General features: G+C 65.1%; 11 protein-coding genes. 8 read left to right on the forward strand and 3 right to left on the reverse strand.

All coding sequences use genetic code 11. From position 1 onward, the window contains the following. Positions 1-57: 57 nt before the first annotated feature. The 3 genes from mmsB to chvE form a co-directional block, all read right to left on the reverse strand. Complete coding sequence (gene mmsB, locus J0O65_RS12795) at positions 58-1,275, reverse strand: multiple monosaccharide ABC transporter permease (RefSeq protein WP_215407248.1); 1,218 nt, start codon at positions 1,273-1,275, stop codon at positions 58-60. After that, positions 1,265-2,806 (reverse strand): multiple monosaccharide ABC transporter ATP-binding protein, encoded by a 1,542-nt coding sequence (gene mmsA / locus J0O65_RS12800; protein ID WP_215407249.1) that lies wholly within the window; start codon positions 2,804-2,806, stop codon positions 1,265-1,267. Before mmsA ends, mmsB begins: the two co-directional genes overlap by 11 nt. A gap of 113 nt (positions 2,807-2,919) precedes the next feature. After that, positions 2,920-3,942 (reverse strand): multiple monosaccharide ABC transporter substrate-binding protein, encoded by a 1,023-nt coding sequence (chvE, locus tag J0O65_RS12805; RefSeq protein WP_226939565.1) that lies wholly within the window; start codon positions 3,940-3,942, stop codon positions 2,920-2,922. 430 nt (positions 3,943-4,372) lie between these two features. Here chvE and J0O65_RS12810 point away from each other — a divergent pair, with 430 nt between their 5' ends. The 8 genes from J0O65_RS12810 (at position 4,373) to J0O65_RS12845 (ending at position 13,964) form a co-directional block, all read left to right on the forward strand. After that, complete coding sequence (locus tag J0O65_RS12810) at positions 4,373-5,533, forward strand: fumarylacetoacetate hydrolase family protein (protein WP_215407250.1); 1,161 nt, start codon at positions 4,373-4,375, stop codon at positions 5,531-5,533. Positions 5,534-5,560: 27 nt separating this feature from the next. Next, positions 5,561-6,328, forward strand: coding sequence for a D-xylose 1-dehydrogenase (gene xylB, locus J0O65_RS12815; RefSeq protein WP_215407251.1), 768 nt, complete (start codon positions 5,561-5,563; stop codon positions 6,326-6,328). Further along, the gene (locus J0O65_RS12820; RefSeq protein WP_215407252.1) at positions 6,325-8,112 is read left to right on the forward strand and encodes an IlvD/Edd family dehydratase; all 1,788 of its coding nucleotides are present in this window, start codon (positions 6,325-6,327) and stop codon (positions 8,110-8,112) included. The genes xylB and J0O65_RS12820 overlap by 4 nt, the downstream gene beginning before the upstream one ends. Positions 8,113-8,207: 95 nt before the next feature. Next, positions 8,208-9,182, forward strand: a complete 975-nt coding sequence (xylF, locus tag J0O65_RS12825; protein WP_099389834.1) for a D-xylose ABC transporter substrate-binding protein — start codon at positions 8,208-8,210, stop codon at positions 9,180-9,182. Positions 9,183-9,245: 63 nt separating this feature from the next. After that, on the forward strand, positions 9,246-10,823 hold the full coding sequence (gene xylG / locus J0O65_RS12830) for a D-xylose ABC transporter ATP-binding protein (RefSeq protein ID WP_215407254.1): 1,578 nt from the start codon (positions 9,246-9,248) through the stop codon (positions 10,821-10,823). After that, positions 10,820-11,962: a sugar ABC transporter permease gene (locus J0O65_RS12835; RefSeq protein ID WP_215407256.1), complete on the forward strand. Its 1,143-nt coding sequence runs from the start codon at positions 10,820-10,822 to the stop codon at positions 11,960-11,962. The genes xylG and J0O65_RS12835 overlap by 4 nt, the downstream gene beginning before the upstream one ends. A 32-nt stretch (positions 11,963-11,994) precedes the next feature. Next, positions 11,995-13,194 (forward strand): XylR family transcriptional regulator, encoded by a 1,200-nt coding sequence (locus J0O65_RS12840; protein WP_215407258.1) that lies wholly within the window; start codon positions 11,995-11,997, stop codon positions 13,192-13,194. Continuing rightward, positions 13,194-13,964: an aldose epimerase family protein gene (locus J0O65_RS12845; protein ID WP_215407260.1), complete on the forward strand. Its 771-nt coding sequence runs from the start codon at positions 13,194-13,196 to the stop codon at positions 13,962-13,964. The genes J0O65_RS12840 and J0O65_RS12845 overlap by 1 nt, the downstream gene beginning before the upstream one ends. Positions 13,965-13,978 lie beyond the last annotated feature (14 nt).

Raw genomic sequence — 13,978 nt, forward strand, 5'->3', positions numbered from 1 at the left:
CGGCGCGAACGCCGGCCAGAGCCCCCTAAGGCTCGAACCTGTGCTTCCTTGTTCTTCTCATTTATTTTTATTGATCACGTCGATGAACACGGCCGCCAGCAGCACCAGGCCCTTGATCACTTGCTGGTAGTCGATGCCGATGCCCATGATGGACATGCCGTTGTTCATCACGCCCATGATGAAGGCGCCGATGACGGCTCCCATCACCTTGCCCACCCCGCCCGATGCCGAGGCGCCGCCGATGAAGCAGGCGGCGATCACGTCCAGTTCGAATCCCGTGCCGGCCTTCGGCGTGGCCGTGTTCAGGCGCGCCGCGAAGATCAGGCCGGCCAGCGCCGCCAGCATGCCCATGTTGACGAAGGTGTAGAAGCTGACCCGTTCCGTCTTGATGCCGGACAGGCGCGCCGCCTTTTCGTTGCCGCCCACGGCATACACGCGGCGGCCCAGCACGGTGCGGTTGGTGATGAAGGTGTAGGCGACGATGAGCAGGGACATCACGGCCAGCACGTTGGGGAAGCCGCGGTACGACGCCAGCAGGTAGCTGAAATACACCATCACGGCGGCGAAGATGGCGTTTTTCAGCAGGAAGAAGGCGCGCGGCTCGTTTTCCATGCCGTGCTTCAGCTGCTTGGCGCGGCTGCGCAGCGAGGTGACGATCAGCGCCGCGGCGGCGATCACGCCCAGCAGCAGCGACAGGCCGCGCAGGTTTTCGCCGCCGAATGGGTCGGGCAGGAAGCCCGAGCTGAGCATCTGGAAGCCTTCCGGGAAGGGGCCGACCGACTGGCCTGCCAGCAGCGCCAGGGTCAGGCCCTTGAACACCAGCATGCCGGCCAGGGTGACGATGAAGGACGGGATTTTGAAGAAGGCGACGAAATAGCCTTGCGCGCCGCCGATGACGGCGCCGGCCAGCAGGCAGACGATGCTGGCCGCGACAAAGTTCATGTGGTAGTTGACGATCAGGACGGCCGCCAGCGCGCCGACGAAGCCGACCACCGAGCCGACGGACAAATCGATATGGCCGGCCACGATGACCATCAGCATGCCCAGCGCCATGATGACGATGTAGCTGTTCTGCAGCACCAGGTTCGTCAGGTTCAGCGGCTGCATCAGGGTGCCGTCGGTCATGTACTGGAAAAAGCCCATGATGACGATCAGCGAGAGCAGCATGCCGTAGTCGCGCATATTGTTCTTCAAGAAGCCGGCATAGCTTTTCGCTGCCGGCGCGGCCGCTGGCGCTGCTGCCGCTGGCGCGCCCGCTGTCAATTTATTGTCCATTGTTTTCTCCGTGTGTAACGATCGCGCGCATGATGCGCTCCTGCGATGCTTCTGCCGCGCTCAGTTCTGCCGCGAAGCGGCCTTCGTTCATGACATAGATCCGGTCGCACATGCCCAGCAATTCCGGCATTTCCGAGGAAATCATGATGATGCATTTGCCTTCGGCGGCCAGCTCGCTGATGATGCTGTAGATCTCGTATTTGGCGCCCACGTCGATGCCGCGGCTCGGTTCATCGAGGATCAGGATGTCGGGGCGCGAAAACAGCCACTTCGCCAGCACCACTTTCTGCTGGTTGCCGCCGGACAGGTTGACCACTTTCTGCGCCACGCTCGAGCAACGGGTCTTGAGCTTGCGGCGGAACTCCTCGGCCACGCCGAATTCACGCTGCTCGTCGATCACCATGCGCTTCGAAATCGCGTCCAGGTTGGCCAGGCTGGTGTTCTTCTGGATGTCTTCCTCGAGGATCAGGCCCAGGCCCTTGCGGTCTTCCGTGACATACGCGAGGCCATGGGCGATCGCCTTGCCGATGGTGCTGACGTCGATCTCCTGGCCATTCTTGAGCACCGTGCCGCTGATGCGCTGGCCGTAGGCGCGGCCGAAGAGGCTCATCGCCAGTTCCGTGCGCCCTGAGCCCATCAGGCCGGCGATGCCGATGATCTCGCCCTTCCTGGCGTGCAGGTTGATGCCCTTGATGACGGGGCGGTCGGCATGCTCGGGATGGAAGACGCGCCAGTCGCGCACTTCGAAAATGGTCTCGCCGATGGTGGGCGTGCGCGGCGGGTAGCGGTCCGCCATCTCGCGCCCGACCATTTTTTCGATGATGCGGTCTTCGCTGACGGGTTCCACGCGGCAGTCGAAACTGTCGACCGTGTTCCCGTCGCGCAGCACCGTGATGGCATCGGCGACGCGCGAGATTTCATTGAGCTTGTGCGAGATCAGGATCGAGGCGATGCCCTGGGCTTTCAGGCCCAGCAGCAGGTCGAGCAGGGCCGCGCTGTCGCTCTCGTTCAGGCTGGCCGTCGGCTCGTCGAGGATCAGCAGCTTGACGTCCTTGCACAGCGCCTTGGCGATCTCGATCAGCTGCTGCTTGCCCACGCCCAGGTTGGTGATCAGGGTGTCCGGGGACTCTTTCAGGCCGACTTTGTGCAGCAGGTCGCGCGTCTTCGCTTGCGCGTATTCCCAATCGATGACGCCCATGCGGGCCGGCTCGTTGCCGAGGAAGATATTCTCGGCGATCGACAGCTGCGGCACCAGCGCCAGTTCCTGGTGGATGATGATGATGCCGATTTCTTCGCTGTCCTTGATGCCGCGGAAGTGCCGCGTCTGGCCCAGGTAATCGATGTCGCCCGTATAGCTGCCATGGCCGTAGACCCCGCTCAGCACTTTCATCAGGGTCGATTTGCCGGCGCCGTTTTCGCCGACGATGGCGTGGATCTCGCCGCTGCGTACCCGCAGGTTGACATTGTCGAGCGCAACGACGCCCGGGAATGTTTTGCGTATCCCGCGCATTTCCAGGATAGTGTTCGTCATATAACCTCTCTGGCACGGCCGCGCTGGTCGGCGCCGGTCGTGCGGCAGTCTTGTTCTTGATCGTGCATGAAGCGAAAGGCCCGGCAGCGCCGGGCCTTCAGTACCGTCGATGCTTATTTCACTTGCGCTTCCGTGTAGTAGCCGCTGCCGGTGACGAGCACCTGCTTCCAGTTCGCCTTGTCGACGGTGACCGGTTTCAACAGGTAGGACGGCACCACCTTCACGCCGTTGTTATAGGTCTTCGTGTCGTTGACGGTCGGGACTTTGCCCGACATCATGGCGTCGACCATGTTCGCCGTCACCTTGGCCAGTTCGCGCGTGTCCTTGAACACGGTCGATGCCTGTTCGCCGCGGATGATCGATTTCACCGACGGGATTTCCGCATCCTGGCCCGTCACGACGGGGAACGGCTGTTTCGGCGTGCCGTAGCCGACGCCCTTGAGCGAGGACAGGATGCCGATGCTCAAGCCGTCATACGGCGACAGCACCGCGTCGACGCGCGCATTGCCGTAGTAGGCGCTGAGCAGGTTGTCCATGCGGGCCTGCGCCACGGCGCCATCCCAGCGCAGTGTGGCGACCTTTTCCATGCCCATCTGCTTCGAGCGCACCACCAGCTTGCCGCTGTCGATGTATGGTTTCAGCACCGACAGCGCGCCGTTGTAGAAGAAGTGCGCGTTGTTGTCGTCGGCCGAGCCGCCGAACAGTTCGATGTTGAACGGGCCCTTGCCTTCCTTGAGTTTCAGCGCCGATTCGATATAGCCCGCCTGCAGCACGCCGACCTGGAAGTTGTCGAAGGTGGCGTAGTAATCGATGTTTTTCGTGCCGCGGATCAGACGGTCATACGAGATGACCTTGATGCCCTTGTCGGCCGCCTTTTGCAGCACGTTCGACAAGGTGGTGCCGTCGATGGCGGCGATCACCAGCACCTTGGCGCCCTTGGTGATCATGTTTTCCACCTGCGCCAGCTGGTTCGGGATATCGTCGTCGGCGAACTGCAAGTCCGTCTTGTAGCCGCGCTCCTTGAATACCTTGACCATGTTGTCGCCGTCGGCGATCCAGCGCATGGACGATTTGGTCGGCATCGAGATGCCGATCGCGCCCTTGTCGGCGGCGCTTGCCACGGGCATTACCGCCATGCCGGAGATGGCCAGCGCCAGGCTCGCGGTCAGCATTTTCATTGTTGTTTTCATTTCAGGTCTCCACCGTCTTCGATAGTTGAATGTGCCAGGGCCGTCGTCCCAGTGGGCGGGCTCCGTGCGGATGGCCGATTGCAGGCCACGGCTGATACTAGTTTGTCCATCCATCCCTCACCAATCACTTTTTTCGCATAGCCGATATCCAAAACGATATCGATGGGCCAATTGATGCAATGCGCCATGGCGCCCCTGCCCGCCTGCGGACAGGGCGGGAACGGGGGCCGGGCGGCGGCTTTTTTTGGTGCGCCGCAATACCAATAATCATCATTCAATTTGGTGATTTTCGTAATTGCGGCGACACAGGGCGGCGCGCAGAATCGGTCCGGACTTGAAGCCCAGCCATTCCGCCACGACCTTTTGAAAGCTTGCCATGCAGCCGATTTCCCCCGCCTCCCTGTTGCCTGCCGACCTGGCGCAGGCCCTTCTCATCGGCCGCATCTGGCGTGACGGCCCTTGCGTCGTCGCCGTGCGCGGCGGCGAGGTGGTCGACATCACGCAGACGGTGGCGACCGTGGCCGAGCTGTTCGAACGCCGCGATGCGCTCGATATCGCCCGCCATGTGCCCGGCGTGGCCCTCGGTCCCGTGCAGGCGCTGCTGGAGCAGGCGCTGGCCGCGCCAGCCGGCCAGCCGTTGCTGCTGGCGCCGTGCGACCTGCAGGCCGTCAAGGCCTGCGGCGTGACCTTCGCCGTCAGCCTGCTCGAACGGGTGATCGAGGAACAGGCGGGCGGCGACGCGGCGCGCGCGGCGAGCCTGCGCGCCGCGCTGCAAACGACCCTGGGCGGCGATTTGTCGGCCTTAAAACCCGGTTCGGAGGCGGCGCAGCGGCTGAAACAGCAGCTGCAGCAGCGCGGCGCCTGGTCGCAATACATGGAAGTGGGTATCGGCCCCGATGCGGAAGTGTTCACCAAGGCGCAGCCGATGTCGTCGGTGGGCTGCGGCGCGCCGGTGGGCTTGCTGCCATCGTCCGCCTGGAACAACCCGGAGCCGGAGATCGTCCTGGCCGTCAACAGCCGCGGCGAGGTGCTGGGGGCGAGCCTGGGCAACGACGTGAACCTGCGCGACATCGAGGGGCGCAGCGCCCTCTTGCTGGGCAAGGCCAAGGATAACAACGGCTCCTGCGCCATCGGCCCCTTCATCCGCCTGTTCGACGAACACTTCACGCTCGACAGCGTGCGCCAGGCGGAAGTGTCGCTGCTGATCGAAGGCGCGGACGACGGCTTTGTGCTCGAAGGCGCCAGCTTCATGCGCGAGATCAGCCGCGACCCGCTCGACCTGGTGCGCCAGACGGCAGGCCCGTACCACCAGTATCCGGACGGTTTCATGCTGTTCCTGGGGACCATGTTCTCGCCCGTGAAGGAGCGCGGCGCGCAGGGCGGCGGCTTCACGCACCACCTGGGCGACCGCGTGACGATCGCCAGCGCCGCGCTGGGCGCGCTGGTCAACGAGGTGCAGCGCTGCGATGCGATCGCCCCCTGGACCTTCGGCGTGCGCGCGCTGTACCAGAACCTGGGCCAACGCGGTTTGCTTTGATCCGATTATTTTAATAAGAGAGACACCATGCAGCATGCAATCTACCCCAGCCTGGCTGATAAACGCGTCGTCATCACGGGCGGCGGCACCGGCATCGGCGTGGCCATCGTCGAGGCGTTCGCGCGCCAGGGCGCCCGCGTCACCTTTCTCGACATCGCCCGCGAGGCGTCGCTGGCGCTGCAGGAAAAGCTGGCGCACCTGCCGCAGCCGCCCGTGTTCCGCTATTGCGACCTGACGGACCTGGCCGCCCTGGCCGCCACCTTCGCCGAGATCGAGCACAGCGCGGGCGCCACGGATATCCTCGTCAACAACGCGGCCAATGACGACCGCCACCAGCTGCAGGACGTCACGCCCGCCTACTGGGACGAGCGCATCGCCGTCAACCTGCGCCACCAGTATTTCTGCGCCCAGGCCGTGGCGCCGGCCATGCGCGCCAAGGGCGGCGGCGTGATTCTCAACCTGGGGTCGATTTCCTGGCACCTGGCGCAAGCGCGGCTGTCGATCTACATGACGGCCAAAGCCGGCATCGAGGGTTTGACCCGCGGCCTGGCGCGCGACCTGGGTGTCGACGGCATCCGCGTCAACTGCATCATCCCCGGCGCCGTGCGCACGCCGCGCCAGGAGCGGCTGTGGCATACGCCGGAAGCGGAAGCCGTGATCCTGCAGGGACAATGCCTGCAGACGCGCGTGGAGCCGGAAGACGTGGCGGCGCTGGCGCTGTTCCTCGCGTCCGACAACGCGGCCAAGTGCGCCGGCCGCGAATACTACGTCGACGCAGGCTGGTACGGCGCATGAACATTCCTGTCCAACGCCCGTCGCGGCGCTTCCGCTCGCAGGACTGGTTCGACAATCCCGAGCACATCGACATGACGGCGCTATACCTGGAGCGCTTCATGAACTACGGCATCACGGCCGAGGAGCTGCGTTCGGGCCGTCCTATCATCGGCATTGCGCAAAGCGGCAGCGACATCAGTCCCTGCAACCGCATCCACCTGGAACTGGCGCAGCGCGTGCGCGACGGCATCCGCGACGCGGGCGGCATCCCGATGGAATTCCCGCTGCACCCGATCTTCGAGAACTGCCGCCGTCCCACGGCCGCGCTGGACCGCAACCTGGCGTATCTGGGCCTGGTGGAAATCCTGCATGGCTACCCGATCGACGCCGTGGTGCTGACGACGGGCTGCGACAAGACCACGCCGGCCCAATTGATGGCCGCCGCCACGGTGGACATTCCCGCCATCGTGCTGTCGGGCGGCCCCATGCTCGACGGCTGGATGGACGGCGAACTGGTGGGGTCCGGCGCCGCCATCTGGAAGGGGCGCCGCCAGCTGTCCTCCGGCTTGATCGACAACGACAAATTCCTGCAGATCGCCGCCGCCTCGGCGCCGTCGGCCGGCCACTGCAACACCATGGGCACGGCATCGACCATGAATGCGCTGGCCGAGGCGCTGGGCATGTCCCTGACGGGCTGCTCGGCCATCCCCGCGCCGTACCGCGAGCGTGGCCAGATCGCCTATGAAACGGGACGCCGCATCGTCGGCATGGCGTTCGAGGACGTCCGTCCTTCAAGCATCCTCACGCGCGCAGCGTTCCTGGACGCGATCATCGTCAACGCGGCCATCGGCGGCTCCACCAACGCGCAGCCGCACCTGATGGCCATGGCGCGCCATGCGGGCGTGGAACTGCATTCGAGCGACTGGATGGAACACGGCTACGACGTGCCGCTGCTGCTGAACATGCAGCCGGCCGGCAAATACCTGGGCGAGCGCTTCCACCGCGCCGGCGGCGTGCCGGCCGTGATGTGTGAGTTGCTCGAAGCGGGCTTGCTGCATGCCGAGCGGCCCACCGTCACGGGCCAGACGATGGCGGCCAACCTGGCCGGGCGCGAAAGCGCGGACCGCGAGATGATCCGCCCGTTTGCCGCGCCATTGAAGGAAAAGGCCGGTTTCATGGCCTTGCAGGGCAACCTGTTCGACTTCGCCATCATGAAGACCAGCGTGATCTCGCCCGCTTTCCGCGAGCGCTACCTGTCGCGCCCCGGCAGCGAGGGCGTGTTCGAGGCGCGCGCCATCGTCTTCGACGGTTCGTCTGACTACCACGCGCGCATCAACGACCCGGCCCTGGCCATCGACGACAGCTGCATGCTGGTCATGCGCGGCGCCGGCCCTGTCGGCTGGCCCGGTTCGGCCGAAGTGGTCAACATGCAGCCGCCCGACGCCTTGCTCAAGGCCGGCATTTTGAACCTGCCGACCCTGGGCGACGGGCGCCAGTCGGGCACCTCGGACAGTCCCTCGATCCTGAACGCGTCGCCGGAAAGCGCGGTCGGTGGCGGCCTGGCGCTGCTGCGCACGGGCGACATCATCCGCGTGGACTTGAACGCGGGCCGTTGCGACATGCTGGTCGAGGCCATTGAGTTGGCGCGCCGCGCCAAAGAGCTGCCGCCGCCCGTCAACGACAGCGCCACGCCATGGCAGGAGCTCTACCGCGCCAGCGTGGGCCAATTGGAAACGGGCGCCTGCATGGAGCTGGCGCTGAAGTACCGCGCCGTGGGGCAGACCCTGCCGCGCCACAATCACTAGTTTATTTGTTGTTCGTTGTACCCCGCAGTTAAAAAATGTAGCTAAAAAATCCAACAAGGAGACACGTAATGAACAAGATCATCAGTGCAGCCATCATGACCGCCATGCTGGCATTGAGCAGCAGCGCCGCCCTGGCCGATGCGAAAAACCCGAAGATCGGCTTTTCCATCGACGATTTGCGCGTGGAACGCTGGACGCGCGACCGCGACTTCTTCATCGCCGCCGCCGAGAAGCAGGGCGCCAAGGTGTTCGTGCAGTCGGCCGACGCCAGCGAACAGCGCCAGATCTCGCAGATCGAAAACCTGATCTCGCGCGGCGTGGACGTGCTGGTGATCGTGCCGTTCAATGCGACGGTCCTCAACAACACCGTCAAGGAAGCGAAAAAGGCCGGCATCAAGGTGCTGTCGTATGACCGCCTGATCCTGAACGCCGATATCGACGCGTACATCTCGTTCGACAACGAGAAAGTGGGCGAGATGCAGGCCGAAGGCGTGACCAAGCTGCAGCCGAAGGGCAATTACTACCTGCTGGGCGGCTCGCCGACCGACAACAACGCCAAGATGCTGCGCGAAGGCCAGATGAAGGTGCTCAAACCGTTCATCGACAAGGGCGACATCAAGATCGTCGGTCAGCAATGGGTGAAGGACTGGAGCGCCACCGAAGCGCTGTCCATCGTGGAAAACGCGCTGACGGCCAACGGCAACAAGATCGACGCCATCGTCGCCTCGAACGACGGCACGGCCGGCGGCGCCATCCAGGCCCTGGCCGCGCAAAAACTGGCCGGCAAGGTGCCGGTCTCGGGCCAGGACGCCGATCTGGCGGCGGTGAAACGCGTCATCGCCGGCACGCAGTCGATGACCGTCTACAAGCCATTGAAAACCATCGCTTCGGAGGCGGCCAAGCTGGCCGTGCAACTGGCGCGCAATGAAAAGCCGGCCTACAACTCCAGCTATGACAACGGCCTGAAAAAGGTCAGCACGGTGCTGCTGAAACCTACGCCGCTGACCAAGGCGAACGTGAACATTCTCGTCGACGACGGCTTCTATACCAAAGCTCAGTTGGGCAACTAAAAGCTGGGGTCAGACCCGCCGGGACTGACCCCTGATTTCTGTTAATCCGCAACGAGAGTGAGCATGTCCGACTATCTGCTTGAAATGAAAGGCATCGTCAAACAGTTTGGCGCTGTCCGCGCGCTTGACGGCATCGACCTGCAGGTGCGGGCCGGCGAGTGCATCGGCCTATGCGGCGAGAATGGCGCCGGCAAGTCGACCCTGATGAAGGTGCTGTCGGGCGTGTACCCGCACGGCACCTGGGATGGCGACATCCTGTGGGATGGCCAGCCCCTGCGCGCGCAATCGATCCGCGACACGGAAGACGCGGGCATCATCATCATCCACCAGGAACTGATGCTGGTGCCGCAGCTGTCCGTGGCCGAGAATATCTTCATGGGCCGCGAGCTCACCCTGCCGGGCGGGCGCATGCATTACGCGGCCATGTACCAGCGCGCCGACGAGCTGCTGCGCGAACTGAAAATTCCCGAACTGAACGTGGCGCAGCCCGTGATGAATTACGGCGGCGGCCACCAGCAGCTGGTGGAAATCGCCAAGGCGCTCAACAAGAATGCGCGCCTGCTGATCCTCGACGAGCCGTCGTCGTCGCTGACGGCGTCGGAAATCGCCGTGCTGCTCGATATCCTGCGCGCGCTGAAAGCCAAGGGCGTCACCTGCATCTACATTTCGCACAAGCTCGATGAAGTGGCGGCCATTTGCGACACCATCGTCGTCATCCGCGACGGCAAGCACATCGCCACCACGCCGATGGCGCAGATGAACGTCGAGCGCATCATCGCGCAGATGGTGGGCCGCGAAATGAACCAGCTGTATCCGCGGCGCGCGCCGGAGAAAAAGGCGGCGATCGGCGAGGTGCTGTTCGAGGCGCGCCACGTGAGCTGCATCGATGCCGACAACCCGCGGCGCAAGCGCGTCGACGATGTGTCATTCACCCTGCGCAAGGGCGAGATCCTCGGCATCGCCGGCCTGGTGGGGGCGGGGCGCACGGAACTCGTCTCGGCCCTGTTCGGCGCCTACCAGGGGCCGTGCCAGGCCGAAGTGTGGCTCGATGGCCGGCGAATCGATACCCGCTCGCCGCAAAAGGCGATTGCCATGGGCCTAGCCATGGTGCCGGAAGACCGCAAGCACCACGGCATCGTGCCCGACCTCGACGTGGGGCAGAACATCACGCTGGCCGTGCTGGAGCAATTCGCGCGCGCCACGCGCATCGATGGCGAGGCGGAATTGACGGCCGTGCGCGGCGAGATCGCCCAGCTGGAACTGAAGGCGGCCAGCCCGTCGCTGCCCATTACGAGCCTGTCGGGCGGCAACCAGCAAAAGGCCGTGCTGGCCAAGATGCTGCTGACGCGCCCGCGCGTGCTGATCCTCGACGAACCCACGCGCGGCGTCGACGTGGGCGCCAAATATGAAATCTACAAATTGATGCTGGCGCTGGCCGACCAGGGCGTGGCCATCATCATGGTCTCGTCGGAACTGGCCGAAGTGCTGGGCGTGTCCGACCGCGTGCTGGTGATGGGCGAAGGCCGCCTGCGCGGCGACTTTATCAACGATGGCCTGAGCCAGGAAACCGTGCTGGCGGCGGCGCTCGACCAGCGCCCGGCGCCCGCCGCCCACACCGCAAACAAGGAAACCGCAGCATGAAACCGCACAGTATCAAACAGCTGTTCACCCAATACAAGATGCTGGCCCTGCTGATCGCCGTGGCGCTGATCTGGGCCTTCTTTTCGTGGAAGACGCAGGGCAGTTTCCTCACGCCGCGCAACCTGTCGAACCTGCTGCGCCAGATGTCCGTCACCGGCATCCTCGCCTGCGGCATGGTGCTGGTGATTATCGCCGGCGAGATCGACCTGTCGATCGGCTCCCTGCTGGGCTTACTCGGCGGCATCGCCGCCGTGCTGGACGTGACGCAGCACTGGCCGCTGGCGCTGAACCTGGCGGCGGTACTCGGCTGCGGCCTGGTGATCGGCCTGCTCAACGGCTACCTGACGGCATACCGGGGCATCCCGTCCTTCATCGTGGGCCTGGGCGGCATGCTGGCGTATCGCGGCATCCTGCTGGGCATCACGGGCGGCATCACGATCGCGCCCGTCTCCGAGCCGATGGTCTACCTGGGACAGGGCTATCTGCCCGCGGTGCCCGGCATCGTGCTGGGCATCGGCCTGTTCCTGCTGGCCGCCTTCCTGACGTGGCGCGCGCGCGCCAGCCGCGCGCGGCATGGCTTGCCGCAGACGGCGTCCTGGGCCGACGGCTTGCGCCTGGCCGTCATCGGCGCCGTGCTGTACGCCTTCGTGCAAACCCTGAACGGCTATGAAGGCATCCCGCTGCCCGTGCTGTTGCTGCTGGCCTTGCTGGGACTGTTCAGCTATATCACCAGCCAGACCGTGTTCGGCCGGCGCATCTACGCCGTCGGCAGCAATATGGAAGCGACGCGTTTGTCCGGCATTAACGTGAAAGCCGTCAAGCTGTGGATCTTCGGCATCATGGGCCTGATGTGCGCGCTGGCGGGCCTGATCAACACGGGCCGCCTGGCGGCCGGCTCGCCCTCGGCCGGCACCTTCAGCGAACTTGACGCCATCGCCGCCTGCTTCATCGGCGGCACCTCGATGCGCGGCGGCTCGGGCACCGTGTACGGCGCCCTGATCGGCGCGCTGGTGATGGCCAGCCTGGATAACGGCATGTCCATGCTGGACGTGGACACCTACTGGCAGATGATCGTGAAAGGCAGTATCCTCACTTTGGCCGTGTGGGTCGATGTCAGCACGCGTGCCGGACGCAGATAGCCGTGAACACATCTGGCACGCGAGGAGACACCATGAAACTGCCGACCGCGCACCGGATCGCGCTGCTGTTCAACGGGAACAAGATCTACGACCGCGACATCATCGCGGGCATCGCCGCCTACCTGAACACCACGCGCGTGTCGTGGGACCTGTTCCTGGAAGAGGATTTTCGCTGCCGCCTGCCTGGCATCGAGCGCTGGCAGGGCGACGGTATCATCGCCGACTTCGACGATCCCGCCGTCTGCGCGGCGCTGGCGCACAGCCGCCTGCCCGTGGTGGCCGTGGGCGGCTCGTATGCGCGCGCCGAGGATTACCCGGCCGGCATCCCGTATGTGGCGACCGATAATTTCAAGATCGTCAAGCTGGCCTATGAACACCTGGTGGAAGCGGGATTGAGCCGTTTTGCCTGTTTCAGCCTGCCCGAGGCCGATGTCAACCGCTGGGCGCAGGAGCGCGAGACGGCGTTTTGCGCGCTGATGGAGCGCGACCACATGCGCGCCGACGTGTACCGGGGTGTCGCCACCAGCGCGCCCTCATGGGATGAAGCGGTGGAGCAGCAGATCGCCTGGCTCAACAGCCTGGAAAAACCCGTCGGCATCATCGCCGTCAGCGACGCGCGCGCGCGTCAGCTGCTGCAAGCCTGCATGCACGCGGGCATCGCCGTGCCGGAGCAAGTGGCCCTGATCGGCATCGACAACGATCCGCTGGCGCGCATGCTCACGCGTATTCCGCTCAGTTCCGTGATCCAGGGCACCGAGGAAATGGGCCGCACGGCGGCGCATCTGCTGCACCAGATGCTGAACGGCGCGCGCCTGTCCGGCACGCGCATCCTGGTGCCGCCGGCCGGCCTGAACGTGCTGGCCTCCACGCGCCACCAGCCCTTCCAGCACCCGCAGGTGATGCAGGCGCGCCATTTCATCCGCCAGTACGCCTGCCAGGGCATCAAGACGGAGCAGGTGGCCGATTACGTGGGCGTGTCGCGTTCCTCGCTGGAAGCGCACTTCCGTCACGAGCTGGGTCGCAGCGTGCACGACGAGATCCTGCATTTCAAGCTCGATGCGGCCAAGACCCTGCTGGCGCGCGGACCGGGCCAGGTGGCCGACGTGGCCGTGCGTTGCGGCTTTACCACGGCGCAGTACATGCATGCCGTCTTCAAGCGCGAACTCGGTTGCACGCCGCGCGAATTCCAGCAGCGCAGCCGGCCGCCGCCAGCCCCCGGGCAGGCGCCGTGATGCATCTGCTGCGCAATGCGCGCGGCATGCGCGTGGCCATCGACGCGCACGATGCCAGCGTGCGGGCCTGGTGGGCGCCCGACCGTTATGGCCGCCTGGCCGACGTGCTGGGCGCCGCGCCCCCAGCGCCGCGGTCCTGCGCGGGCTGGCGGTGCGCATCGCCCGGCGACGGCCACTTGCTGTTGCAGCTGGCGCAGGACGGCCTGTCGGTGCGCCTGGCCTACCGGTTTGACGACGATGGCAGCCTGCAGCTCGATTGCGTCGCCACGGCCGATACGGTTTCCCGTTTCTCTCTCGCCGCGCCCCGCTTCAACCTGCAGGGCCGCCGTGCCGGCGTGGGCGACCACGTGCTGCGCCTGGCCGCCGACCGCTACCGGCCTTGGCCCGGCGGCGGCGCGGGCGACGCCGCGCTCGATGTGGCGGGCAGCGCATTCGACTTCCGCCAGCCGGCGCCGCTCGCGTCGCGCCTGGCCTGGCCCGCGCTGGTGAACTTGCCGGGATTCCGGCATGACTTTTACTGGACGGGCGGCGGCCAGCTGCGCGAGGCGGCGCAGGTTGCCGACCCCGCTTCCGGCCGGGTCCTGCGTTTTTCCAGCACCCAGGACAGCTGCCATCTGTATTCCGATCTGCGCTGTTTTTCGCTGCTGGCGCAGGGCGTGGAAGTGCAGCCGGGACAGGCGATGCGCTTCACGCTGGCCTACCGTCTGGGCGTGCAGGATATCGACGCGTTTGACATATCCGAACCGGTATCAATGATGTCAAATAAGTGATTGGTCAGATATGC

This window comes from Janthinobacterium sp. JC611 (assembly GCF_018682595.1).
Taxonomy (GTDB): domain Bacteria; phylum Pseudomonadota; class Gammaproteobacteria; order Burkholderiales; family Burkholderiaceae_D; genus Janthinobacterium.